The sequence below is a fragment of the Kitasatospora sp. NPDC088742 genome (assembly GCF_055584905.1).
In genome coordinates this window covers 175,940-197,423 of the sequence record NZ_JBVJLD010000001.1, presented here as the reverse complement: position 1 = coordinate 197,423, position 21,484 = coordinate 175,940, and the positions used below count along the sequence as shown (strand labels likewise).

Sequence of the window (21,484 nt, the reverse complement as noted above, 5' to 3'; positions counted from 1 at the left end):
CATCGGCGAGGTCCTCGTCACGGCGCCGCGGGCGCGTCGGGCCCCGGTCGGCCGAACGGGTGCGGCGGGTCGCTCGGCTCGTCCGGGCCGCCCTCGGCGTTCCGGCTCCGATCCGCCTCGGCATCCCGTCGGTCCAGGGCCTCCGCCGTCGCGGGGTACTTGGCGCGGAGCCGGTCCCGGAGGGACTCGGCGGGCCGGCCGGTGGCAGCTCCCGCGTCGGGTGCCGCCTCCGGGTCGGCGACCACCGCTCCGGGTGCCCGCAGCCGCGTCAGCTCCGCCTCCAGCTCGGCGACACGGGCCTCGAGGCGCTGCACGTCCCGGGTGGCGTCCTTGTATCCCTCCAGGTTGCGCCTGGCGACCTGGCTGAGGGTGTCCACCCGGTCCGCGAAGGCGTCGCGTTCGGCCGCGATCGACTGCACGACCTGGCCGGCGACGACTGCGGCGATCCAGTCGGCCCACTGGTTGATGAGCTCGGTGCCCGGTCTGCCGGTCAACTGGGCATCCTGCAGGCCGTCGAGCATGGCCGGGCGGATGACCTCGGCGATGCGCTGCTGCGGGCCGGGCTGCTCGGTCACAGCTGCTCCTCGATCACGGTGCGGACGGCTCTGCCGACCTCACCGGTACGGATGCCGTCGGTCGACCGATCTTCCCATGCCCCGGCTGTCCGATCGACGCGGGTGCCCCCAGGGGGGGCACGGCACTAGCGTGCGTGAGAGGCGTGGTGACTTGTGATCAGGTCGCGGTACCAGGCGTAGGAGGCGCGGGGGGTGCGCTTCTGGGAGTCGAAGTCGACGTGGACCAGGCCGAAGCGCTGGTGGTAGCCCTCGGCCCACTCGAAGTTGTCGAGCAGGGACCAGGTGAAGTAGCCGCGTACGTCGACGCCTTCGGAGACGGCGGTGGCGAGGGCGTCTAGGTGGGAGGAGAGGTAGGCGATGCGGTCCTGGTCGTCGAGGTCCTCGGGGTAGGAGCAGCCGTTCTCGGTGATGGTGACCGGGGGCAGGGCCGCGCCGTAGCGCCCGCGCAGGCCGGTCAGGAGTTCGCGCAGGCCGTTGGGGACCACGGGCCAGCCGAAGGCGGTGCGGGGGACGCCCTCGATGGGGGCGTCGGCGAAGGGGAGGCCGGGGTCGGTGGGGGCGGTGATCAGGGTGGGGTTGTAGTAGTTGACGCCCAGTCCGTCCAGCGGGGCGGCGATCAGCGCGAGGTCGCCGTCGCGGACGGCGCCGCCGAGGTCGGCGGAGACCCCGAAGGCCGAGAGGTCGGGGTAACTGCCCAGCAGGACGGGGTCGTTGAAGAGCCGGTTGTGCAGGGTGTCGTAGGCGTCGGCGGCCGCCAGGTCCTCCGCCGAGGCGGAGGCCGGCCGGACCGGGGTGAGGTTGTTGGTGATCAGCACCGCCCCGCCCCGGGCCCGGAGTTCGGCGGCGGCCAGGCCGTGGCCGAGCAGCTGGTGGTGGGCCACCGGCAGGGCGTCGAGGAGGAGGGCGCGGCCGGGCGCGTGGTTGCCGAGGGCGTAGCCGTAGACCATGTGCACGAAGGGCTCGTTGAGGGTGATCCAGCTGCGCACCCGGTCGCCGAGGCGGTCGGCGACCACGGCGGCGTACTCGGCGAAGCGGTACGCGGTGTCCCGGTCGAGCCAGCCGCCACCGTCTTCGAGGGCCTGCGGCAGGTCCCAGTGGAAGAGGGTGGGCAGCGGCTCGATCCCGGCGTCCAGCAGGCCGTCGACCAGCCGGTCGTAGAAGGCGAGGCCGGCCCCGTTCACCGCGCCGCGGCCGGTCGGCTGGACGCGCGGCCAGGCGATGGAGAAGCGGTAGGCGTCCACGCCGAGGCCGCGCAGCAGCGCGACGTCCTCGGGCCAGCGGTGGTAGTGGTCGCAGGCGGTGTCGCCGGTGTGGCGGTCCCGGACGGTGCCCTCGCGCGCGGTGAAGGTGTCCCAGATCGACGGCCCCCGGCCGTCCTCCCGGACGGCGCCCTCGATCTGGTAGGCGGCGGTGGCCACGCCCCAGCGGAAACCGGGGGGCAGGTCGTGACGGTCCGTCATGAGGATCCTTCCGCAGTACGAGCATGGCCCCGAAAATGCGAGGGATGCTCATGTTAGGGAGATCCACCCGTCGAAGGCCAGAGCTCGGCCGACGGCGGTTCAGCCCACGCCGGGCCCGGGAGTGAGCAGACCGGTCAGGTGCGCGGCGGAGCGGTCCCAGCTCCACTCCCGCTCCGCCCAGCCGCGGCCCTCGCGGCCCATCGCGGCGCCCTCCGGAGTGGTCAGCAGCCGGACGACGGCAGCGGCCACCGCACGCACGTCCCGGCCGTCCACGACCAGACCGGTGCGGCCGTCGAGCACCGCGTCCGGCGCCCCGCCGGAATCCCCGGCGACCACCGGCAGGCCGCTGGCGGCGGCCTCCAGGTACACGATGCCCAGCCCTTCCGCCTCCAGCCCGGCACGGCGGGTGCGACAGGGCAGCGCGAAGACGTCGGCCGCCGCGTAGTAGGCGGGGGTCTGCGTGTGGTCCCGGCCGCCGGCGAAGACCACCGAGTCCTCCGGCAGCCCGGCGGCCAGCCTGCGCAGCCGCCGCTCGTCCGGCCCCTGACCGACGATCAGCAGGACGGCCTCCGGCACCGCGCGGCGGATCAGCGGCAGCGCGCGGATCAGCACGTCCTGCCCCTTCCGGGGCACCAGGCGGGCCACGCACAGCACCACCGCGCGGCCGTGCAGGCCGTGCCGGTCGCGCACCGGCCCGCCCCGATCCGCCGTCGGCCCGAGCCCCGGGCGGAAGAGCTCCGGGTCGACACCGGGCACCAGCCGGCTGAGCCGGGCACCCGGACCGAGCGCCGGGGCGATCCGGGCCCGGGTGTACTCGCCGAGGTGGGTGACCACGTCGACGCTCGCCCCCACCCGGCGCAGCAGCCGGCGGGCACCGGGCACCCGGGCCCACCAGATCTCGTGGCCGTGGGTGGTGGCCACGATGCGTTCGACGCCCGCCCGGCGCAGCGCCGGGGCCATCGCGGCGAGCGGGGCGGCGGCGCCGAACCACACCCGGTCGCAGCCGTGTTCGCGGACCAGCCGGACGGCGCGGTCGGTGACCCGGCGGGTGGGCAGCAGGGTCCGGGCGGGGTCGCGGACCACCGGGAACGGCAGGCCGGCGTCGAACTCGGCGGCGCCCGGTTCGGCCGAGGTGTAGACGACCACGTCGTGGCCCGGCATACGGGTGGCCATGGCGTGCATGAAGGTCTCGATGCCGCCCTGTCGGGGCGGGAAGTCGTTGGTGATGACGAGTGTGGTGCTCAAGGCGGCGGCCTCTCCGGGGTTCTGCGGCGGTTGACGGGGACTCAGGAAGCGATCGGGCGCGGCCGGACACCGACGCCGAGGCGGGCGGCGGACACGGCGGGGACGGAGGCGTCGGCCGGAGCGGCGAGCCTGGCCCACAGCGCGAGCAGCAGCGGCAGCGCGAGGTAGCCGAACCGTCCGGCGGGCGCGAACAGGAAGGCCGCGGTCAGTCCGAGGGCGAGCCGGTCCGCGGCGGCGACCAGGGTGCGGGGCGGGCGGACCAGGAGCGAGGCGGCGACCGCGGCCGCTCCGCAGAGCAGCAGCAGGGCGGCACCGTACTGGCCGGCCGGCCCGAGCTCGGCCAGCAGACGTCCGGGCAACGGGCTGGCGGCCGGGGTCGGGACGGCACCCCGCCCGGTGGGGAAGAGCAGCACCTGCTCGACCAGCGGGCCCGGCGAAGCCGCCAAGGCCGGCAGCACCAGGGCCGACGTCCCGACCGCCCAGGCCGTCAGGCACCGCACCGCCGGACGCCGCCCTCCCCTGGACGCCCGCCCGACCGTCTGACCGGCCGTCAGCAGGGCGGCCGCCACCGCGACGGCGGGCAGGGCGGTCCACTTGAGCGAGCAGGCGGCGGCCAGCACCAGCCCGGTGGCGACCGGCCGCTGCCGGGCCGCGAGGGCGAGCGCGAGGACGAGCAGCCCGGTGAGCGGCAGGTCGACACCGCTCACGCAGAGCGGCAGCGCCACCGGCGGAGAGGCCACCAGATACCCGGCCACCCGACCGGCCCCGCACGACGGGCCGCCGCGCCCCAGGACGGCCCGCGCACCGGCGAGGCAGAGCACCAGTGCGGCGGCGCACCACAGCCGGGGGTCCCCGAGCGCCGGGAGCACGCCCGGACCGTTGCCGAGCAGCCGGGCCGGCAGCCCGAACAGCGCCATGCCCGGAAGGTAGGGGTTGTAGTCGTCCACCACCAGCGGGTCGGCCAGGTACGGCGTCCCGGTCCGCAGCAGGACCTCGGCGGAGCGCGCGATCACCCCGACCTCGCTCTGCGCCTGACCGTTCGTCAGCAGCACGGCGAGCGGCACCAGGACGCTCCCGGCCAAGGCCGCTCCCAGCACCGCGGCCCCGCTCCGCGACCGCCCCGCCAGAGCGGCGGCCGCCAGGTAGCCGACGGCGGCGCAGGCGCCCCAGACCCGGTGCGGCGTCAGCCCGGACAGCGCGGCGAGCGCCGCCGCGTAGCCCGCCGCGGCGAGCCACCAGGTACTCCCAACTCCTCGGTCCGGCAAGGCGATCGATGGTGCAAGCAGTCGTTTCGGCACGGCTCCATTCCAGCCGCGCGCCCCCTCGCCGTCAGGGGGTCTGGGTCGAGGTCCGAAGGTCGGGTTTCCCCTACCGACAACGGCCGCGGCCCGGGTTAGGGTGCTTGATGATCAAGAACTCCAGAAAGGGCACGGATGTCCCTCCCCCACCAGGCCGCCCCGGCACCGCCGCCCGCGAGCGCCGTCCGCCGGGCACTCGGGCGGCGGCCGGCGGAGTTCCTGTTCTCCGCCTGGCCGCTGCGCTGCTGGCTGCACCTGCTGGGCGGCACGCTGTTCGGCTCCGGACTGCTGGTGGCGCTGGCGCTGCTGCTGGCCGCAGGGATCCTGCTCTCGGTGGCGGGGGTCGGTCTGCTGGTGCTGGCCGGTGTCCCGCTGCTCGCCGTCGCGGTCGCCCGGGTCGAACGGCGCCGGCTGCGGCTGGTGCAGCCGTCCCCGTTGGCCGATCCGCACGCACCGGCGCCCGCCGGCCGCGGCCTGCTGCGGCACCGGCTGACGGAGCGGGCCACCTGGCGGGAGTCCGGCTACGCGGCGCTGCTGGCGGTGGTCCTCACCGGCGCCGGGCTCGGGGTCCTTGCGCTGCTGGCGTTCTCCTGCGCCCTGGTGGTCTCCCCGGTGATCGTCTGGGCCTTGGCTCCGGAGACGGTGATGCTGATCCCGGGCCGGGCCGTGCCGGGGCCGTTCTCCGCGCTGCCGTTCAGCCTGGCCGGTCTGGCCGGGGTGGCGCTGTCGGCTTACGCGGCCGCCTGGCTGACGGCGGGTCAGGTGTGGCTGGCCACCGCCCTGCTGGCCGCTCCCCCGGGTGACCGGGACCGCGAGCGGGTGGTCGAGCTGACCCGTTCGCGGGTCCGGCTGGCCGACGCCTTCGAGGCCGAGCGGCGGCGGATCGAGCGGGATCTGCACGACGGCGCCCAGCAGCAGCTGGTGGCGCTCACCATGACGCTGGGCCTGGCCGAGCTGGAGCTCGGCGCCGCCGCCCCCGAGGCGGCCGCCCTGGTCGCCCGGGGACGCGCCGAGGCCCGCCGGGCGCTGGAGCAGCTGCGCGAGCTGGTGCGCGGCATCCACCCGCGGGTGCTGACCGACCATGGGCTGGCCGCCGCGGTGGCCGAGGTGGCGGAGCGCTCGCCCGTCCCGGTCCGGGTGGAGATCGAACTGCCGCGCAGACTACCGCCGTTGGTGGAGGCCACGGCGTACTTCACGGTGACCGAGGCGCTGGCCAACGCCGCCAAGCACAGCGGCGCGGCCACCGTCGGCGTCACCGGCACCCTGACGGAGGACCGGCTCGTCCTGCTGATCACCGATGACGGCCGGGGCGGCGCCGACCCCGCCGCCGGCACCGGGCTGTCCGGCCTGGCGGACCGCCTGGCGGTGCTGCGCGGGCGGCTGCTGGTCTCCAGCCCGGCCGGCGGTCCGACCAGGGTCCGGGTGGAGGTCCCGTGCTCCGGATAGTGCTGGCCGAGGACGCCGTCCTGCTCCGGGCCGGGCTGACCGAGATCCTCGACCGCAGCGGCCACCGGGTGGTCGCCGCCGTGGGGGACGCCCGGGCCCTGGCCGCGGCGGTGGCGGAGCACCGGCCCGACATCGTCGTCACCGACGTCCGGATGCCGCCGGACTTCCGGGACGAGGGCCTCCGGGCCGCGCTCGAACTGCGCTCCCGGCAGCCGGAGTTGCCCGTCCTGGTGCTCTCCCAGTACGTGGCCACCGCCTACGCCGCCCAGCTGCTCGGCGGCGCGCCTGGCGACGGAGGCGGTCTCGGGTACGTGCTCAAGGACCGGGTCGGCGAGGTCACCGAGTTCCTGGAGACGCTGTGCCGGGTCGCCGACGGGCAGACCGTCATCGACCCCGAGGTGGTGCGGGTGCTGCTGGCCCACCGGACGGCGGCCCGCCCGCTCGGCAGGCTCACCCCGCGTGAGCGCGAGGTGCTCGCGCTGATGGCGGAGGGCTACAACAACCAGTCGATCGCGGCCCGGCTGCGCGTCACCGAGGCCTCGGTGGTCAAGCACTCCGGCAACATCTTCATGAAGCTGGACCTGGACCCGGCGGAGGGCAACCGCCGGGTGCTCGCCGTCCTGGCGCACCTGCGGGGCGCGGAGGCCTGATGACGGGCCGTCAGCCCGCCGGGCAACATGAGCGCGACTCGCGTTGGGGATTGGCGTGCGGCATTCCGGATGCGGCAGAGTGGGCCCATGAAGCAGGAGACGGACAGCCCCGGCCAGAGCACCAGCCCGCCGGGCGCGCCCGTCCCGCCCCGGCGGCGGCCGGTGCAGCAGCGCAGCCAGGAGCGGTACGGGCGGCTGCTCGACGCCTGCGCCGAACTGCTGGACGAGGTCGGCGCGGGCGCGCTGACCACCAAGGAGACCGCGCTGCGGGCCGGGGTGCCGATCGGCACCCTCTACCAGTTCTTCTCCGGCAAGGAGAGCCTGCTCTCCGCGCTGGCCTCGCGGAACCTCGACCTCTACCTGGACCGCCTCGGCAGCCGTCTGGACACCGAGGCCCCGCCCGGCGTCCCCGGCTTCGTCCACCTGGCGGTCGCGGAGTTCGTCGCGATGAAGCGCGCGGTGCCGGGCTTCGGGCACCTCGACTTCGGCCTGGTGGAGGTGCTCGCCCCCGAGCGGCCGGAGGGCGACGGCCCCGAGGAGGGCGCGGTGGACGACCAGCACCTGCTGGACACCGAGCTCGACAACAACGCCGCCGTCGCCCAGCGCCTCCAGTCCCTCGGCGGCGGCCTGTTCGCCGGCCCCGGCCACCCGCTCGCGCTGCGGGTCGCGCTGGAGTGCGCGGACGCCGTGCTCAAGCTGGCCTTCCGGACCGACCCGCACGGCGACCCGGCGCTGATCGCCGAGTGCGAGCGCCTGCTCCGCTGCTACCTCACCGACCACCAGGCGTCCTGACCGGCCGTTGCAGCCTCCCCCGCCCCGCCGCACAGTGGAGACGGGACCAGCAACCACGCGGCGGAAGGAGCCGGACCATGCACGCGACAGCAGGCGACCACCTGGTGATCCACGGCAGGGCGGTCGGGATGAAGGACCGGGAGGGTGAGATCCTCGAGGTGCGCGGCACCCAGGGCGAGCCCCCGTACCTGGTGCACTTCGAGGACGGACACGAGGGCCTGGTCTACCCGGGCCCGGACTGCACCGTGATCGAGCGTCAGCAACCGACCCACTGACCGCCGGCCACCGGAGCACCATGACGGACACCCCGCCCGCCGACCTCCCCGCCCCGCTCGACTCGCTCGCCCCACTGCTGGACGGCTACGGCTACCCGGCGGTGGGGCTGCTGGTCTTCCTGGACAACTGCGGCGTCCCGGTGCCCGGCCAGACCGTGCTGGTGCTGGCGGCGGTGTACGCGGGGGCCGGGCGCCTGAGCATCGCGGGAGTGGTCACCGTCGCGGTGCTGGCGGCCGTGGCGGGCGACTCGCTCGGCTATCTGATCGGCCGCACCGGCGGGCACCGGCTGATCGAGCGCTGGGGCCGGTACGTGCTGCTCACCCCGGAGCGGATGGAGCGCGGCGAGCACTTCTTCACCCGGCACGGCGGCAAGGTGGTGACGGTGGCCCGCTTCGTGGACGTGCTGCGCCAGACCAACGGCATCGTCGCCGGGACCACCGGCATGCCCTGGCGCCGCTTCCTGCCGGCCAACGTGCTCGGCGCGCTGCTCTGGGTCGGCGTCTGGGCCTCGGCCGGCTACCTGGCCGGGGACAACATCGGGCCGCTCTACCGCCAGCTGGCCCGCTACCAGCTGGTGCTGCTGGCAGCGGTCGGCGTGGCCGCCGCCGGGCTGGTCGGGTACCGGCTCCGGCGGCGGCACCTGAGGCGCCGTCAGGACGGGCCCAAGGTCAACGGGCGGAGCGGATCGAGTAGTTGAAGTCCGCGTGGCCGTAGTGGTTCATCAGCCGCAGCCAGAACGGCATCAGCATCTCCAGCCCGCGCGAGGCGGTGATGTCGCCGAGGTCCAGCACCGACTCCTTCGGCCAGCCGAAGGCGTGCAGCACCTCGGTGACGTCGGCCTTGGCGGCCGGGTCGTTGCCGGCGATGAAGAGCTGGTGGTCGCCCGGCACCCGGCTCGGGTCCACCATCAGCTCGGCGTTCAGCGTGTTGAGCGCCTTGACCACCCGGGCCTGCGGGAAGTCGCGCTGGATCTGCTCGCCGATGCTGTCCACGTTCACCGGCTCCAGGCTGACCTCGCCGAGCGGCGAGAAGACCAGCGGGTTGGAGACGTCGATCAGCACCTTGCCGGTCAGGTTCTCGTCGCCGGCCGTGGCCAGCGCCTTGACCGCCACCACGCCGGAGACCGCGACGATCAGGAGCTCGCCGAAGGCGGCCGCCTCGGCGAAGGTGCCGTGACTGCCGTTCCCGCCCGCCTGCTGGGCCCAGGCCACGGCGGTCGGGTTCTGCTCGGTGCGCGAGCCGAGCATCACCTCGTGCCCGAGCTCGACCAGCTTCCCGCCCAGCGCGCGGCCCACCATGCCCGTACCGATGATCCCGACCCGCATCACACGACTCCCGTCCCTCAACCGGCTGTGGCCACAAACCCTACCGAGCGCCCATCGGCGGAGCGTGGCCGCCGGGCGAGCGGAGAGTGACGGAACGGTGCGCCCCCGGCCCGGCAGAGAGCCGCCAACACCCCCTGACCGGGCCGGGAAACCCACCACGGAACGACCCGCGCTCCGTTAAGTCCCTACTCGACCGTCACGCTCTTCGCGAGGTTGCGCGGCTTGTCGACGTCCCGGCCCAGCGCGACGGCGGCGTAGTACGCCAGCAGCTGGAGCGGGATGTTCAGCAGCAGCGGGTCGAGCTCGGGCTCGGACCGCGGCACGATCACGGTGTGGTCCGCCAGCTTGGCGTCCACCTGACGGTGCGCCACCGCGAGGACGCGGCCGGAGCGGGCCTTGATCTCGCCGAGGGTGGTGAGGTTCTTGTCCAGCAGCTCGTCGTCCGGCACCAGGGCGACGGTCGGCAGCTCCGGGTTGATCAGCGCGAGCGGCCCGTGCTTCAACTCGCTGGCGGGGTACGCCTCGGCGTGCACGTAGCTGATCTCCTTCAGCTTCTGCGCACCCTCCCGCGCCACCGGGAAGCCCCGCACCCGGCCGATGAACATCATGCCCTCGTGCTTGGCGTACTCCTCGGCCAGCGCCGCGATCTTCTCCTCCTCGGCGAGGATCTCCCGGATCTGCCCGGGCAGCGCCTTGAGGCCCGCCACGATCCGGCGGCCGTCGGCCGGGGAGAGGTCGTGGATGCGGCCGAAGTGCAGGGCCAGCAGCGCGAAGGCGATCACCGTGGAGGTGAAGGCCTTGGTGGAGGCCACCGAGATCTCCGGGCCGGCGTGCAGGTAGATGCCGCCGTCGCACTCGCGGGCGATCGCGCTGCCGACGGTGTTGACGACGCCGAGGACCCGGCCGCCCTTGCGCTTGATCTCCTGGACGGCGGCCAGCGTGTCGTAGGTCTCGCCGGACTGGCTGACCGCGACGTAGAGGGTGTCGGCCTCGATCACCGGGTTGCGGTAGCGGAACTCGGAGGCGGGCTCGCTGTGCGCGGGGATGCGGGCCAGCTCCTCGATCAGCTGGGCACCCATCTCGCCGGCGTAGTACGCCGAGCCGCAGCCGAGGATCTTCACCCGGCGGATCTCGCGCAGCTCGCGGGCGTCCAGGTTGAGGCCGCCGAGGTGGGCGGTGGAGAAGCGCTCGTCCAGGCGGCCGCCGAGGGTGCGCTCGACCGAGGCGGGCTGCTCGTGGATCTCCTTGTGCAGGTAGTGCTCGTGCCCGGCGGTGTCGTAGGAGTCGATCTCCCAGTCCACGGTGGAGGGCTGACGGGTCACCGTGCGGGCGTCCTCGGTGAAGGTGCGGAAGCCGTCGGCCTTGACCACGGCCAGCTCGCCGTCCTCCAGGTGGACCACCTGGCGGGTGTAGCGGACCAGGGCGGCCACGTCGGAGGCGACGAACATCTCCTTCTCGCCCAGGCCGAGAACGATCGGGCTGCCGTTGCGGGCGACCACGATCCGGTCGGGCTGGGTGGCGTCGAGCACGGCGATGCCGTAGGTGCCGACCACCTTCTTGAGCGCCGAACGGACGGCGTCCTCCAGGTCGATGCCCTCGCCGAGGTGGGCCGCGATCAGGTGGGACAGGGTCTCGGTGTCGGTCTCGGAGAGGAAGACCGCGCCGTCGGCGGTGAGCTTGGCGCGCAGCTCCTCGGCGTTCTCGATGATGCCGTTGTGGACGACGGCGATCCGCTCCGCGTTGTCCAGGTGCGGGTGGGCGTTGGCGTCGCTCGGCACGCCGTGGGTGGCCCAGCGGGTGTGGCCGATGCCGGTGGTCCCCTTGAAGCGGGCCGGGACGGCGGCGGCCAGGTCGGCGACCCGGCCCTTGGTCTTGCAGACCTTCAGCCCGCCGGACTTGCCGGTGACGGCGATGCCCGCCGAGTCGTACCCGCGGTACTCCAGCCGCTGCAGGCCCTCCAGCAGGAAGGCGGTGGCGTCCTTGGGACCGATGTAGGCGACGATTCCGCACATGTGGTGGTAACTCCTCTGATGTCGCCGCCCCCTGAGGCGGCGTCAGCCGTAGACGATCCGGCGCAGCTGACGGGTGGACAGCTCGGGCGCCGCGACCCGGCGCGCGGCGAGCTCTCCGGTCAGCCGGTCGAAGATCTTCTCGTTGGTCAGTCCTCGTGCCTGCAGCTCACCGTGGCGGCGGCGGACGTACTCCTCGGTGGTCTCGGAGAAGTACGCGAGCACCTCCGCGACCACTCGTACGGCCTCGCCCGGTCCCAGTGGGGTGGTCCGGGTGAGGTGGACGAGCAGGTCTTCATGAGGGTGCGGTGAGACGGACACAGGAGGGGAGCCTATGCGTTCGAGGTCGTCCAATCCAACAATCGTGCCCGAAATCGGGCAGGGATCCCCCTCTTCCACCCCATTGGTCGGTACCACGGGGTCGGCCGACCGGCTGGGTGCCCGCTGTGAGAGCCTGTGCCTTCGGTGACCGGGGGGCCCGTCCCTCGTTGACCAGTCGGCCGAGCCGACACTCCCGAATGGCCGTCAGAAACGCTCCGTTTCGGTCGAGAACAGCCAGGATGGGAACCGCCACCGTCCGTAGCGACCGCCGGGGGACCAGAGCACATGCAGCCGCGACTCTTCGCGATCATCACCGCCTTCCTGCTGGGCGCGCTCGGCCTCGGCTCGGTGGCCGTGACCGAGTGGACCCCGCCGGTTCCGAAGGCCGCGGCCTCCGCTCCGGCGGCCCAGCAGGCCGCGGTCGTCCCGGCGGCCGCCTCGCCCTCCCCCACCGGGGACCCGGCGGTCTGGACCCGGTCCACCCTGCGGAACAAGCTGATGGCGAAGATGGACGCCACCGACCCGGGCCAGGCCCTGGCCGAGCTGGACGCGATCAGCAAGAAGCTCCCCTACACCGTGCGGTTCTGCCACCCGATCGCCCACGAGCTCGGCCACTCCGCGGTCAAGCGCTACAACGCCGACTTCCAGAAGGTCATCTCCTTCCCGCACGAGACCTGCGCGGCGGGCTACCTGCACGGCGCGGTGGAGGAGATGCTGAACGCCTCCGCCAACCCGGAGGAGGACCTGCTCAAGCTCTGCGCCCCGGCCAACAAGGGCCCGTGCATCCACGGCGTCGGCCACGGCACGATGTTCGTCGCCAAGCAGGACGTGGCCAAGGCCCGCGCGCTGTGCAACAAGTTCCCCACCGACAGCCGGAAGATCACCTGCTCCGAGGGCCTCTTCATGCAGCTGTTCGGCCCGGACGAGGAGGACGAGAAGGCCAAGGCCAACCTCGACCCGGCCGCCCTCGCCAAGGACCCGCTCTACCCCTGCAAGGACCAGCCCTCGCTCTTCCAGTCGGCCTGCTTCTTCTACGCGCCGACCTTCTACCTCTCCTCGCACGACTACGCCAACAACCCCGGCGTCTTCGCCGACGCGCTCAAGTGGTGCCTCAACGGCCAGGCCTCCGGCGGCGCCCAGGACTGCTCGCGCGGGGTCGGCTCGCGGACCATGAAGTACAACCTGGACCGCGAGGACTGGGCCGCCGACCAGTGCGCCACCGCCGCCGACGGCTGGCAGCGCAAGGCCTGCACCCAGGGCCTGATGAGCTACTACACCGTCAACTACACCGAGTCCGGCGCCGGTGCCCGGCTCTGCTCGAAGATCACCAACAAGGAGATCCAGGGCTACTGCCGCTCGGCCGGCGGCCTCTCCAGCACCCTGGACTGACTCCCGTCACCCCCGCACCGGCCCGGGGGTGGCACCACGCACCCCCGGCGGTGTCCACCCGCCGGACGGCGGGGACCACCCACCCTGGCTGCGCGTACGATCGGCCGCACCGGGTACGTCGAGGAAGCCGTCCCTCCACAGCCGTCTGATGGAGCGCCAGCATGAGCACCACCACTCCGAACGAGGACTTCCGCAGCGCCGCCCGGGCCGTCGCCGACCTGGCCGCCGACCACCTCGCCGGAGTCGCCGACGGGCCCGTCTGGCAGCCGATGGCCGAGGCCGACCGGCGGGCCCTGCTGGAGCTCCCGCTACCCGAGGACGGCACCCCGCTGGACGGGCTGCTCAAGGTGATCGAGCGTCAGGTGCTGACCGCCCCGATGGGCAACGGCCACCCCGCCTTCTTCGGCTGGGTCAACTCCGCCCCGGCCCCCGCCGGGGTGCTGGCCACCCTGGCCGCCGCCGCGACCAACCCCAGCTCGGCCGGCGGCGACCACGCCGACGTCCACCTGGAGCGCGCGGTGGTCCGCTGGATCGCCGAGCTGGTCGGCTTCCCCGCCGCCGTCCCCTCCGCCGCCAAGGGCACCCCGGGCGGCATCCTCACCTCCGGCACCTCGATGGCCACCATCCTCTGCCTGGCCGCCGCCCGTCACCGGGCCGCCGTGCGCGCCGGGCACGACCTGCGCGCCGACGGCCTGGCCGGCCTGCCCCCGCTGATCGCCTACGCCACCGCCGAGACCCACTCCTGCGTCCGCAAGGCCGTGGAGCTGCTCGGCCTGGGCAGCCGCCACCTGCGCACCGTCGCCGAGGACTCGGACGGCCGGCTCGACCCGGCCGCGCTGGCCGAGGCGGTGGCCGCCGACCGCGCCGCCGGGCTGCTCCCCTTCCTCGTGGTCGCCTCCGCCGGGACGGTCGGCACCGGCGCGGTGGACGCCTTCGACCCGATCGCCGACGTGGCCGCGGCCGAGGGCCTGTGGCTGCACGTGGACGGCGCGTACGGCGCCTGGGGCGTGCTCGACCCGGTGATCGCCGACCGGTACGCGGGCATGCACCGGGCCGACTCGCTCGCCCTGGACCCGCACAAGTGGCTGGGCGTGCCGGTGGACTGCGGCTGCGCGCTGGTCCGCGACGCGGACGCGCTGCGCGACGCCTTCTCCCTCGTCCCCTCCTACCTGCGCGACGGCGCCGCCGGGGATTTCGGCTGGTTCTCCGAGTACGGGATGGAGCAGACCCGCCCGTTCCGCTCGCTCAAGGTCTGGGCCACCATCGCCCACAGGGGCCGGGCCGGGCTGGCCGCCGACATCGCCCGCACCAACGAACTCGCGCGCCACCTCGGGGAGTTGGTCGAGGCCGACCCGGAGCTGGAGCTGACCGCCCCGGTCCACACCTCCATCGTGGCCTTCCGCCACACCGGCGGCGACGCCGTCAACCACGACCTCCCCGCCGCCGTCCAGACGCGCGGCCGGACCTTCGTCACCGGTGCGCTCCACCGCGGCCGCGAGGTGCTCCGGGCCTGCCTGCTGAACCCGGCCACCACCGAGGCCGACCTGGAGCTGCTGCTGGCCGAAGTCCACGCCGCGGCCCGGGAACTGACGGAGCGTCCGTCCACTTCCTGAAGCGGGCCAAGGACCGTTCGAATGCCATCCGCAGAGATTAACCAACAGGTCACGGGGGATTCGTGATCGTGAAACACCGGCAGAGCACCATGTTTCCATGGACAGCACCTCTCACCCCGCCCAGCCGCCCTTCGAGCCCTCGCGGGCCCAGCGGCGCAGCGCCCGCAACCACCGCTGGCGCCACTCCACCACCGAGCTCGCCGCCGTCTTCGTCGCGGTGGCGGCCGCCGACCTGGTCGCCAACACGGTCGTGCACGGCCACGACGGACCGCTGCTGCTGGTCCTCTCGGCCCTCGCCCTGGCCGCCACGGCGGTGTTCCACGCATGGTGGGCACACCGGCATCCGCACGGACCGCCCGGCCCCGATCCCACCGCACCGCCGGGCGGTCCCGAGGCGGCCGAGGTGACCGGCCCGCTGCACGGCCACGTGCCCACCGCACTCTGGCGGCTGCGCGCCACCGTCTCCGACTCCCCCGGCAGCCTGGCCCGGATCTGCACCGCGCTGGCCGCCCAGGAGGTCTCCATCATCTCGATGCAGACCCACCCGCTGCCGACCGGCGCGGTGGACGAGTTCCTGGTCCGTGCCCCGCTGCCGGTCGGCCGTCCCGAGCTCGCCCGGGCCGTCGCGGCCGGCGGCGGCACCGACATCTGGACCGACAAGGCCGACGCCCACGACCTGGTGGACGAGCCCACCCACGTGCTCGCCCTGGCCACCCGTACCGCCCTGGACGCGGCCGAACTCCCGGTCGCGCTGCGGAAGTTGTTCGGCCGGTGCACGATCCGCCAGTTCCCCGGCGGCGGCAGCGGCGCGGCCGCCGGGGTGGACGGCCACCTGATGCGGCTGCCGGTGCCCTCCGGCGACCTGATCGAACTCAGCCGCCCGCACCTGCCGTTCACCCCCACCGAGTTCGCCCGGGCCCAGGCCCTGGTCGAGCTGGACTCCCTGCTCGGCCCCCGGGTCCCGCAGGTCCAGGCCCGCCTGCGGCTGCCCGCCGGCGCCGACCTGACGGTCCGCCGGGCCGACGCCTCCGACAAGGCCGCCGCCCTGGCCATGCACACCCGCTGCTCCCCCGACACCCTCCGCAAGCGCTACCACGGCCCGGTCCGCGACGCCGACCGCTACCTCGACCACCTGCTCGACCCCCGGCACGGCCAGACCCTGGCCGCCGAGACCTCCGACGGCCGGATCGTCGCCCTCGCCCACCTGATGTGGGACGACGAGGGCGCCGAGGTCGCCCTGCTGGTCGAGGACGCCTGGCAGCGCCGTGGCCTCGGCGTCGACCTGCTGCGCCGGATGGCCGCCCTCGCCCTGGAAGCCGGCGTCCCCACCGTCTACGCCGTCACCCACGCCGCCAACACCGGCCTCATCTCCACCATGCGCCGCCTCTCCGCCCCCCTCGACTACCAGGTCGAGGACGCCACCCTCGTCATCACCGCCCACCTCACCGAAGCCACCGAACCCCTCCCGGCCCCCTGGCCCAGCCGCTGACCACGCCTCGGCCCGGGACCTGAACGGACCGGTCGGTCCGGTCAGGTCCCGGGCCGTTGTCGAAAGCTGACGGGATCCTCACACCTGCCCGGCAGCATCCTTTCCATGATCGTCAACCGACCGCGTGCCGGGCTGCTCGCCGTCTCGCTCCTGCTCACCGGCTGCGCCGGCGGCCTCGCCGCCCCCGGGGCTCCGGCTCCCGCCCCGGCCGCCTCCCGGCCGCCTCCGGGCCGTCGCCCGCCGCGCGGGTCTACCGCGATGCCCCTACCCGCCGGTAGGGTTCGGGCTCCGTCCGAGAGCCCGGGGGAAGTGGCATGGGTGCCGTCACGCGTCTTGATCCGGTCCGCGAGCACGAGCGGACCCGCGCCGCGCTGGCCGCCGCCGTCGCCCGGCTGAGCCAACTCGTCTCCGGCGCAGCGGACTTGGACGCACCGTCCGGGCTCCCCGCCTGGAGCGTCGGCGACACCGCCGCGCACCTCGCCGCCGTCCACCTCGCCTACTCCGCCGCCGTGACCGACCAGCCCGTCGACTGGTCCGGCATCCTGCCGGAGCGGGAGGAGGGCCGGCTGGCGGAGCGGATCGCCGCCGTCAACGCCGGTGCGATCACCCTCTTCGACGGCGAACAGCGCGCCCGCATGGGCGAGTTCATCACCGAACGGGCCACCGCCTTCCTCGGTTCCACCGCCGGCCAGGACCCGGAGCGCGCGGTCCCGACCCCCTGGTACGGGCCGGACCGCTCGCTCACCCTCGCGGCCGCCACCGGCCTGGTGCTCAGCGAGACCCTGCTCCACGGTCTGGACATCGCCCGGGGCACCGGCGCCTCCTGGCCGATCAGCGGAGCGGAGGCCTCCCTGGTGCTGGGTCAGGCGATCCCCACCATGATGCCGCTCGCCCTCGATCACGCCCGTGCCCGTGGCGTCCGCCGCTCCTTCGACCTCGCCTTCGACGGCGGGCCGCGCCTCTCCGTGGTGGTGGAGGACGGCACCATGACCGTCACCCGGGACGCCCCGCCCCGCCCCCACGACTGCCGGATCACCGCCGACCCGGTCACCTTCCTGCTGGTCTCCTTCAAGCGGGCCCCGATGTGGAAGGCCATCACCACCGGCCGGATGCGGGCCGGCGGCCGCAAGCCCTGGCTGGCCACCAGCCTCAGCAAGCTGGTCGCCACCCCCTGACCCGGCCAACCAGGCGTCAGTCCGCCCACACCCGTACCAGGCAGCGGCCCGCGCCCGGCTCCGGCGCGTCGGTGAAGGCCGTCCGGCCGTGCAGCACCGCCATGTTGTCGACCACCAGCAGGTCGCCGCGGCGCAGCGGCACCCGCAAAGCCATCGCCGGGTCGGCCAGCACCTCCTCGAAGGCGTCCAGGGCCGCCGCCTGATCCTCCGTCACCGGCAGCCCGCGCTCCCGCCACCCCGAGGGCCCCGCCACCGCGACCGGCACGTCCATCAACGGCCTCCCCTCGCGGGCCCGCCCCACGGACCCGACAGCGCGAGGTTAGGGCCCCGGTCCCCGCCGGTCACCCACCTGACGCCCCGTCGGACGGACACGACCGGAAACCGCCCTACCCCTGGGCCGGAAGGTCCACCCGCCCGCCCTCGTGCGGCGCCCGCGCATACCCGTCGGCCCCGGCCGGCAGGGCTGCGACGCACGCCGCCGAACAGGCGTTGACCAGCAGCGGAAGCGCGTCCGTCCCCACCCGGAGCGTCAGCCACGCCTGGCGCACGCCGTCGTCGCCGACCGGCCGGGCGCAGACGCTGCAGGCACGGACGGCCGAGGTCCCCCACAACTGGGGGTCGAGGTCCGCCAGTTCCGCGCCCACGGAGTCCTGGACCGGCCGGAGCCGCGGGAAGGGCGGACGGAACTTGCTGTTCCCGAACAGGGAGCGCGTGCTCACCGTGCTGCGCAGCAGCCGGGCGCAGCGGGTTATCTCGTACGGGAACCAGTGCAGCCGGTGCGAGGTGTACGGCGTGAACTCCTCCAGCGCGGTCATCGCCCCGATCTCCGGCGGGAGGCGGACCAGGTTGCTGCCGTAGAGCACCAGGTGCCGGACGGCGGTCAGCCCGGCGATGCTCGGCGGCAGCGTGACGATCTGCCGCCGCTCCTGCGCGCCGAGCTCGGCCAACGGCCGGAACTCCTCGCGCCCGTCCTCCGCCGCCTCCTGCACCAGCTCCAGCAGCCGCAGCCACCCGGGCGCCGAGACGTCCTGCCGCTCACCGTGGAACCCCACCCGGGCCCGCGGCTGCACGGCCGTCTGGCTGAAGCACCGACAGACGTCCCGGGCCGCGCGCCGCCCATCCCCGTTCACCATGCCCCCACAGTAGGGCCACGGCCCGAAGCGTCGTCAGACCCGGGCGACCAGAACGTACCGTTCGTCGTCCACCGGGCCGCCCCACAACTCGGGCATTCCGCCGAGCGGTTCCACCCGCAGCTCGGTGACCAGCGGCCGGACCGCCGCCGCCAGCCCCTCCGCGCCGATCCCGCCCTGCCAGGGCAGCCGCTCGGCACCGTCCACGTACGGCTGCGCCGCCTGCCCCGACTCGCGCCACCGCCCCTCGACCAGCACCAGCCGACCGCCCGGCCGCAGGCGCCCGACCCACGCGCCCAGCGCGGCCTCCGGATCGGGCAGCGTCCAGAGCAGGTGCCGCGCCAGCAGGACGTCGAACCGCTCGCCGCCGGTCGGCGGCGCCGCCGCGTCCCCGACCAGGAACCGCCCCGGCAGCCCGGCGGCGGCCAGCTTCCCGCGCGCCCGCTCGACCATGGCCGGCGCCAGGTCGACACCCGTCACCCGGTGCCCGGCCGCCGCCAGCAGCAACGACAGCGAGCCCGTCCCACAGCCGACGTCCAGCACGTCGACCGCCCGCCCGGACGGCACCCAGGCCTCCACCAGCCGGGCCCAGGCCAGCCGGGCATGAGGGTCCGTCAACCCGTGGTCCGGCTCGTCGTCGAAGGTCGGTGCGGCAGCGTCCCAGTAGCCGGCGACAGCGGCGGTGAAGTCATCCATACCGGGCATCCTGCCAGCGCCCCCTGACACACCTCCGGCAACCGCGCCCCGCCCGTGCAACCGCCAGGCCGCCACAAGCATCCTTGCGGTGCGGGGGTGATCACATCCCTGCGGAGAACCACGGGGGTGGGAATGTTCCAGCTGTTCGGCACGGTCTTCGGTGTGGTCGGCCTCCTGTTCGCGGGCACCGGGGTGTTCCTCGGCGCCACGCTGGTGAACCGCGCGCGGGCCCGCTCCCGGGCGCTGACGGGCGGCCTGCTCGCCGAGGCGGTCTGCCTGGAGACGTACGTGACCCACTCGGGCGGGCACTCCACGCCGCAGAGCTCCGCACGGCACGTGATCCTCGGCTTCCGTACCGAGGACGGCCGGGACATCCGGATCGAGGACACCTCCCGGATCCCCCGCGTGGTCGGCGACCACGTGACGGTCCGTTACCTCCCCGAGCGCCCGCAGCACGCCGCCGCCACCGACGCCGCCGCCGGCCCGGTCGGCACCTCGGCGATGGTGGTGGTCGGCCTGGTGGTCTGCGCGAGCTTCGTCTGCGTCGGCGTGCTCTTCGCGGTCCTGGGCTTCGGCTTCAGCGCCACCGCCCCCGACTTCCCCGGCCCGCACTCGTTCCCCTCGGACTTCCCCGGCCCGGGCTCGTTCCCGTCCGGCTTCCCCAGCCGGTGAGCCGAGGCCGTCGTGCGCCGTGGCGTGCCCTCGTGCGCCGGTGACGAGGCGGAGACTTCTCGGCGGACGTGCTGCCGCTGGTGGCCGCGCGGGCCGAGCGGCCAGGGACGCGCCGTACTCGCTGCGCGCCCCGGCCGTCGGCGTGGCGGCGATCGGGGCCGCGTACCTCGGCTGGTGCCAGTTCGTGGCCGGGCGGTACGAGGCGGCCGTGCAGACACTCGACCGCGCGGTGAGCTACGCCTGCGAGCCCAGGGAGGCCGACCGCCTGCCGCTGGAGACCGACCGGCTGGGCGAGGCCGTCGACTACGCCGACGTCCCACTGGGCGGCTACCGGCAAACACCGGGCCGGCTGGCCCTGCGCCGGGGCGTGGTGATGCTCGCCCAGGGCCGCGTCGCCCCGGCCCGGCGCCAGATCGAACAGGGCTACGCCGCCATGCCCGCGGAACACCAACGGGCCTACTCGGCACGCCAGTGGATCGAGGCGGTCACCACCACCCACCCACCCGACGACCTGGTCCTGCCACCCCACCGACGCGGCAGACCGGCCGCCTCCTCCCCCGCCCGGCACCCCCACCCCGACCCCGGTGAGGTCCCGCGTGGCGCGCGGGCCAGGTGTCGCCGGCGGATGTCAGGATCCCCCCATGGAGATCGACGAGTTCTGGCAGATCGTGGAGGCCGCCCGGCAGCGGCCCGGCCCGGTGGACGAGGCGTGGGTGGCCGAGCTGACGAGGCGTCCGGCGGCGGAGGTGGTCGCGTTCCAGGGGCACTTCGACCGCCTGCACGACGCGGTGTACCGCTGGGACCTGTGGGCCGCCGCCTACCTGCTGAACGGCGGCTGCTCCGACGACGGCTTCACGGACTTCCGGGCCGGGCTGATCGCCCAGGGCCGCGACTGGTACGAGCGCGCCGCCCACTCGCCGGACAGCCTCGCCGACCACCCCGTGGTGCTGGCGGACGCACCGGACGCGGACTGCGACGAGTTCCTCCAGGAGCTCGTCAACTACGCCGCCGCCGAGGCGTACACCCGGCTCACCGGTGACGCGGAGGCCTTCTACGCCGCCGTCGGCTCCTCGGCCACCTACGAGCCGGACCTGGGCGAGGGCTTCGACTTCGACGACGACGCGGAGATGGCACGCCGCCTCCCGCGCCTCGCCGCCCTCTACCTCTGAGCGCCTCCGGGCAAGCTTTGCCAAACGGTCGACCGACGCACGCCGCGCACCCGGTAGTTTCCGAGGCACCCACCGATCGCCCCACAGGTGGCCCACCCCCCTATGGGCCGGGCCACCTGCCGAAAGGACGTGCCGTGCACCAGCTCGACCTCCCCGCCACCGCCGCCCGGCTGCCCGCCGCCTGGGCCTCCCACGTCCTCGCGGAGGTGGGCACCGCCGCCGTGAAGCTGCTCCGCATGGACGGCCGCCCGCTGGAGCCCGAGGTCCACCCCACCCCCGAGGTCCTGCTGGTCCTCGAAGGCCGCCTCGAACTCCTCGCCGGCGACGCCGAACTCACCCTTCGCAGCGGCGAGTTGTACCACCTCCCGGCCGGGGTGGAGCACGCCGTCCGCCCCGGTAGCCACGGCACCCTGCTGATCGTCGAGGTACCCGAGGCGGCGGCCTGATCCTCCGTCAGCCCTTGTGCCGCTTGGCGTACCGGTCACCGGCTCCGCCCACGGCCACGCCGACCGCCATCATCAGCACGTAGCCCAGCACCTCCCAGCCGGACGGCACCAGGTAGCGCACGAAGCCCATGAAGTGGATCCAGCCGAACAGCTCGTGCAGAAGCCCCGAGGCGCCGCCGACCAGGAGGACGAAGGCGAGCAGGTTGGTGACGGCGGTGACCGGCGGGGTCTTCGACTGTCCGGAGGGAGAAGAGGTCATGCTCCGACGCTAGCCTCGCCCGTGCGCGCCGGGTATCGGCCGGGAGTCG

Annotated in this window: 23 protein-coding genes; 12 read left to right on the top strand and 11 right to left on the bottom strand. The window is 74.3% G+C overall.

The window, feature by feature from the left end:
• Positions 1-17: 17 nt before the first annotated feature.
• The 4 genes from ACZ6ZR_RS00840 to ACZ6ZR_RS00825 all read right to left on the bottom strand — a co-directional run bounded on the left by ACZ6ZR_RS00840 (position 18) and on the right by ACZ6ZR_RS00825 (position 4,545).
• Positions 18-575: a hypothetical protein gene (locus ACZ6ZR_RS00840; RefSeq protein WP_465637963.1), complete on the bottom strand. Its 558-nt coding sequence runs from the start codon at positions 573-575 to the stop codon at positions 18-20.
• Positions 576-700: 125 nt separating this feature from the next.
• Positions 701-2,035, bottom strand: coding sequence for a GH1 family beta-glucosidase (locus ACZ6ZR_RS00835; protein ID WP_465637961.1), 1,335 nt, complete (start codon positions 2,033-2,035; stop codon positions 701-703).
• Positions 2,036-2,134: 99 nt separating this feature from the next.
• Positions 2,135-3,280: a glycosyltransferase family 4 protein gene (locus tag ACZ6ZR_RS00830; protein ID WP_465637959.1), complete on the bottom strand. Its 1,146-nt coding sequence runs from the start codon at positions 3,278-3,280 to the stop codon at positions 2,135-2,137.
• Between the two features lie 41 nt (positions 3,281-3,321).
• Entirely contained in the window at positions 3,322-4,545 is a 1,224-nt protein-coding gene (locus ACZ6ZR_RS00825) for a glycosyltransferase 87 family protein (RefSeq protein ID WP_465637958.1), read from the bottom strand.
• Between the two features lie 168 nt (positions 4,546-4,713).
• Here ACZ6ZR_RS00825 and ACZ6ZR_RS00820 point away from each other — a divergent pair, with 168 nt between their 5' ends.
• The 5 genes from ACZ6ZR_RS00820 (at position 4,714) to ACZ6ZR_RS00800 (ending at position 8,439) form a co-directional block, all read left to right on the top strand.
• The gene (locus ACZ6ZR_RS00820; protein ID WP_465637956.1) at positions 4,714-6,024 is read left to right on the top strand and encodes a sensor histidine kinase; all 1,311 of its coding nucleotides are present in this window, start codon (positions 4,714-4,716) and stop codon (positions 6,022-6,024) included.
• Positions 6,012-6,674, top strand: coding sequence for a response regulator (locus ACZ6ZR_RS00815; RefSeq protein ID WP_465637954.1), 663 nt, complete (start codon positions 6,012-6,014; stop codon positions 6,672-6,674). Before ACZ6ZR_RS00820 ends, ACZ6ZR_RS00815 begins: the two co-directional genes overlap by 13 nt.
• Before the next feature lie 87 nt (positions 6,675-6,761).
• Positions 6,762-7,466, top strand: coding sequence for a TetR/AcrR family transcriptional regulator (locus ACZ6ZR_RS00810; protein ID WP_465637952.1), 705 nt, complete (start codon positions 6,762-6,764; stop codon positions 7,464-7,466).
• A 77-nt stretch (positions 7,467-7,543) separates the two neighbouring features.
• Entirely contained in the window at positions 7,544-7,741 is a 198-nt protein-coding gene (locus tag ACZ6ZR_RS00805) for a DUF1918 domain-containing protein (protein WP_465637950.1), read from the top strand.
• Positions 7,742-7,761: 20 nt separating this feature from the next.
• Positions 7,762-8,439, top strand: coding sequence for a DedA family protein (locus tag ACZ6ZR_RS00800; protein WP_465637948.1), 678 nt, complete (start codon positions 7,762-7,764; stop codon positions 8,437-8,439).
• On the opposite strand, the gene ACZ6ZR_RS00795 is transcribed toward ACZ6ZR_RS00800, so the two are convergent.
• From ACZ6ZR_RS00795 to ACZ6ZR_RS00785, 3 genes are all read right to left on the bottom strand, one after another.
• Complete coding sequence (locus ACZ6ZR_RS00795) at positions 8,411-9,067, bottom strand: NADPH-dependent F420 reductase (protein ID WP_465637946.1); 657 nt, start codon at positions 9,065-9,067, stop codon at positions 8,411-8,413. The two genes, ACZ6ZR_RS00800 and ACZ6ZR_RS00795, sit on opposite strands and share 29 nt — an antisense overlap.
• 185 nt (positions 9,068-9,252) lie before the next feature.
• On the bottom strand, positions 9,253-11,079 hold the full coding sequence (gene glmS / locus ACZ6ZR_RS00790; RefSeq protein ID WP_465637944.1) for a glutamine--fructose-6-phosphate transaminase (isomerizing): 1,827 nt from the start codon (positions 11,077-11,079) through the stop codon (positions 9,253-9,255).
• Between the two features lie 42 nt (positions 11,080-11,121).
• Positions 11,122-11,397, bottom strand: coding sequence for a hypothetical protein (locus tag ACZ6ZR_RS00785; RefSeq protein ID WP_465637942.1), 276 nt, complete (start codon positions 11,395-11,397; stop codon positions 11,122-11,124).
• Positions 11,398-11,682: 285 nt separating this feature from the next.
• On the opposite strand from ACZ6ZR_RS00785, the gene ACZ6ZR_RS00780 reads away from it, so the two are divergent.
• The 4 genes from ACZ6ZR_RS00780 to ACZ6ZR_RS00765 all read left to right on the top strand — a co-directional run bounded on the left by ACZ6ZR_RS00780 (position 11,683) and on the right by ACZ6ZR_RS00765 (position 17,063).
• The gene (locus ACZ6ZR_RS00780) at positions 11,683-12,786 is read left to right on the top strand and encodes a hypothetical protein (protein WP_465637940.1); all 1,104 of its coding nucleotides are present in this window, start codon (positions 11,683-11,685) and stop codon (positions 12,784-12,786) included.
• Positions 12,787-12,947: 161 nt separating this feature from the next.
• A complete protein-coding gene (locus ACZ6ZR_RS00775) occupies positions 12,948-14,399 on the top strand; it encodes a pyridoxal phosphate-dependent decarboxylase family protein (protein ID WP_465637938.1) in 1,452 nt (483 codons plus the stop codon).
• 97 nt (positions 14,400-14,496) lie between these two features.
• Positions 14,497-15,888: a GNAT family N-acetyltransferase gene (locus ACZ6ZR_RS00770; protein ID WP_465637936.1), complete on the top strand. Its 1,392-nt coding sequence runs from the start codon at positions 14,497-14,499 to the stop codon at positions 15,886-15,888.
• Between the two features lie 314 nt (positions 15,889-16,202).
• The gene (locus ACZ6ZR_RS00765) at positions 16,203-17,063 is read left to right on the top strand and encodes a maleylpyruvate isomerase family mycothiol-dependent enzyme (protein WP_465637935.1); all 861 of its coding nucleotides are present in this window, start codon (positions 16,203-16,205) and stop codon (positions 17,061-17,063) included.
• 16 nt (positions 17,064-17,079) lie between these two features.
• Here the strand turns inward: ACZ6ZR_RS00765 and ACZ6ZR_RS00760 are convergent, their stop codons facing one another.
• From ACZ6ZR_RS00760 to ACZ6ZR_RS00750, 3 genes are all read right to left on the bottom strand, one after another.
• A complete protein-coding gene (locus tag ACZ6ZR_RS00760) occupies positions 17,080-17,334 on the bottom strand; it encodes a TauD/TfdA family dioxygenase (RefSeq protein ID WP_465637933.1) in 255 nt (84 codons plus the stop codon).
• A gap of 115 nt (positions 17,335-17,449) precedes the next feature.
• Positions 17,450-18,196 (bottom strand): leucine-rich repeat domain-containing protein, encoded by a 747-nt coding sequence (locus tag ACZ6ZR_RS00755; RefSeq protein ID WP_465637931.1) that lies wholly within the window; start codon positions 18,194-18,196, stop codon positions 17,450-17,452.
• Positions 18,197-18,229: 33 nt separating this feature from the next.
• Entirely contained in the window at positions 18,230-18,889 is a 660-nt protein-coding gene (locus tag ACZ6ZR_RS00750; RefSeq protein WP_465637930.1) for a class I SAM-dependent methyltransferase, read from the bottom strand.
• Positions 18,890-19,021: 132 nt separating this feature from the next.
• On the opposite strand from ACZ6ZR_RS00750, the gene ACZ6ZR_RS00745 reads away from it, so the two are divergent.
• From ACZ6ZR_RS00745 to ACZ6ZR_RS00735, 3 genes are all read left to right on the top strand, one after another.
• Positions 19,022-19,561: a DUF3592 domain-containing protein gene (locus tag ACZ6ZR_RS00745; protein WP_465637928.1), complete on the top strand. Its 540-nt coding sequence runs from the start codon at positions 19,022-19,024 to the stop codon at positions 19,559-19,561.
• A 641-nt stretch (positions 19,562-20,202) separates the two neighbouring features.
• A complete protein-coding gene (locus ACZ6ZR_RS00740) occupies positions 20,203-20,730 on the top strand; it encodes a DUF4240 domain-containing protein (RefSeq protein ID WP_465637926.1) in 528 nt (175 codons plus the stop codon).
• Positions 20,731-20,864: 134 nt separating this feature from the next.
• Positions 20,865-21,176 carry a cupin domain-containing protein gene (locus tag ACZ6ZR_RS00735; RefSeq protein ID WP_465637924.1) on the top strand — a complete coding sequence of 104 codons (312 nt, stop codon included), beginning with the start codon at positions 20,865-20,867 and terminating at the stop codon, positions 21,174-21,176.
• A 7-nt stretch (positions 21,177-21,183) separates the two neighbouring features.
• On the opposite strand, the gene ACZ6ZR_RS00730 is transcribed toward ACZ6ZR_RS00735, so the two are convergent.
• Complete coding sequence (locus ACZ6ZR_RS00730) at positions 21,184-21,435, bottom strand: hypothetical protein (RefSeq protein WP_465637922.1); 252 nt, start codon at positions 21,433-21,435, stop codon at positions 21,184-21,186.
• Between the last annotated feature and the right edge of the window lie 49 nt (positions 21,436-21,484).

Coding starts and splice junctions, on each gene's coding strand:
- ACZ6ZR_RS00835 (WP_465637961.1), bottom strand. CDS start 2,035: ATGACGGACCGTCACGACCTGCCCCCCGGTTTCCGCTGGGGCGTGGCC.
- ACZ6ZR_RS00820 (WP_465637956.1), top strand. CDS start 4,714: ATGTCCCTCCCCCACCAGGCCGCCCCGGCACCGCCGCCCGCGAGCGCC.
- ACZ6ZR_RS00810 (WP_465637952.1), top strand. CDS start 6,762: ATGAAGCAGGAGACGGACAGCCCCGGCCAGAGCACCAGCCCGCCGGGC.
- ACZ6ZR_RS00805 (WP_465637950.1), top strand. CDS start 7,544: ATGCACGCGACAGCAGGCGACCACCTGGTGATCCACGGCAGGGCGGTC.
- ACZ6ZR_RS00800 (WP_465637948.1), top strand. CDS start 7,762: ATGACGGACACCCCGCCCGCCGACCTCCCCGCCCCGCTCGACTCGCTC.
- ACZ6ZR_RS00795 (WP_465637946.1), bottom strand. CDS start 9,067: ATGCGGGTCGGGATCATCGGTACGGGCATGGTGGGCCGCGCGCTGGGC.
- glmS (WP_465637944.1), bottom strand. CDS start 11,079: ATGTGCGGAATCGTCGCCTACATCGGTCCCAAGGACGCCACCGCCTTC.
- ACZ6ZR_RS00780 (WP_465637940.1), top strand. CDS start 11,683: ATGCAGCCGCGACTCTTCGCGATCATCACCGCCTTCCTGCTGGGCGCG.
- ACZ6ZR_RS00775 (WP_465637938.1), top strand. CDS start 12,948: ATGAGCACCACCACTCCGAACGAGGACTTCCGCAGCGCCGCCCGGGCC.
- ACZ6ZR_RS00770 (WP_465637936.1), top strand. CDS start 14,497: ATGGACAGCACCTCTCACCCCGCCCAGCCGCCCTTCGAGCCCTCGCGG.
- ACZ6ZR_RS00765 (WP_465637935.1), top strand. CDS start 16,203: ATGGGTGCCGTCACGCGTCTTGATCCGGTCCGCGAGCACGAGCGGACC.
- ACZ6ZR_RS00760 (WP_465637933.1), bottom strand. CDS start 17,334: ATGGACGTGCCGGTCGCGGTGGCGGGGCCCTCGGGGTGGCGGGAGCGC.
- ACZ6ZR_RS00755 (WP_465637931.1), bottom strand. CDS start 18,196: ATGGTGAACGGGGATGGGCGGCGCGCGGCCCGGGACGTCTGTCGGTGC.
- ACZ6ZR_RS00750 (WP_465637930.1), bottom strand. CDS start 18,889: ATGGATGACTTCACCGCCGCTGTCGCCGGCTACTGGGACGCTGCCGCA.
- ACZ6ZR_RS00745 (WP_465637928.1), top strand. CDS start 19,022: ATGTTCCAGCTGTTCGGCACGGTCTTCGGTGTGGTCGGCCTCCTGTTC.
- ACZ6ZR_RS00740 (WP_465637926.1), top strand. CDS start 20,203: ATGGAGATCGACGAGTTCTGGCAGATCGTGGAGGCCGCCCGGCAGCGG.
- ACZ6ZR_RS00730 (WP_465637922.1), bottom strand. CDS start 21,435: ATGACCTCTTCTCCCTCCGGACAGTCGAAGACCCCGCCGGTCACCGCC.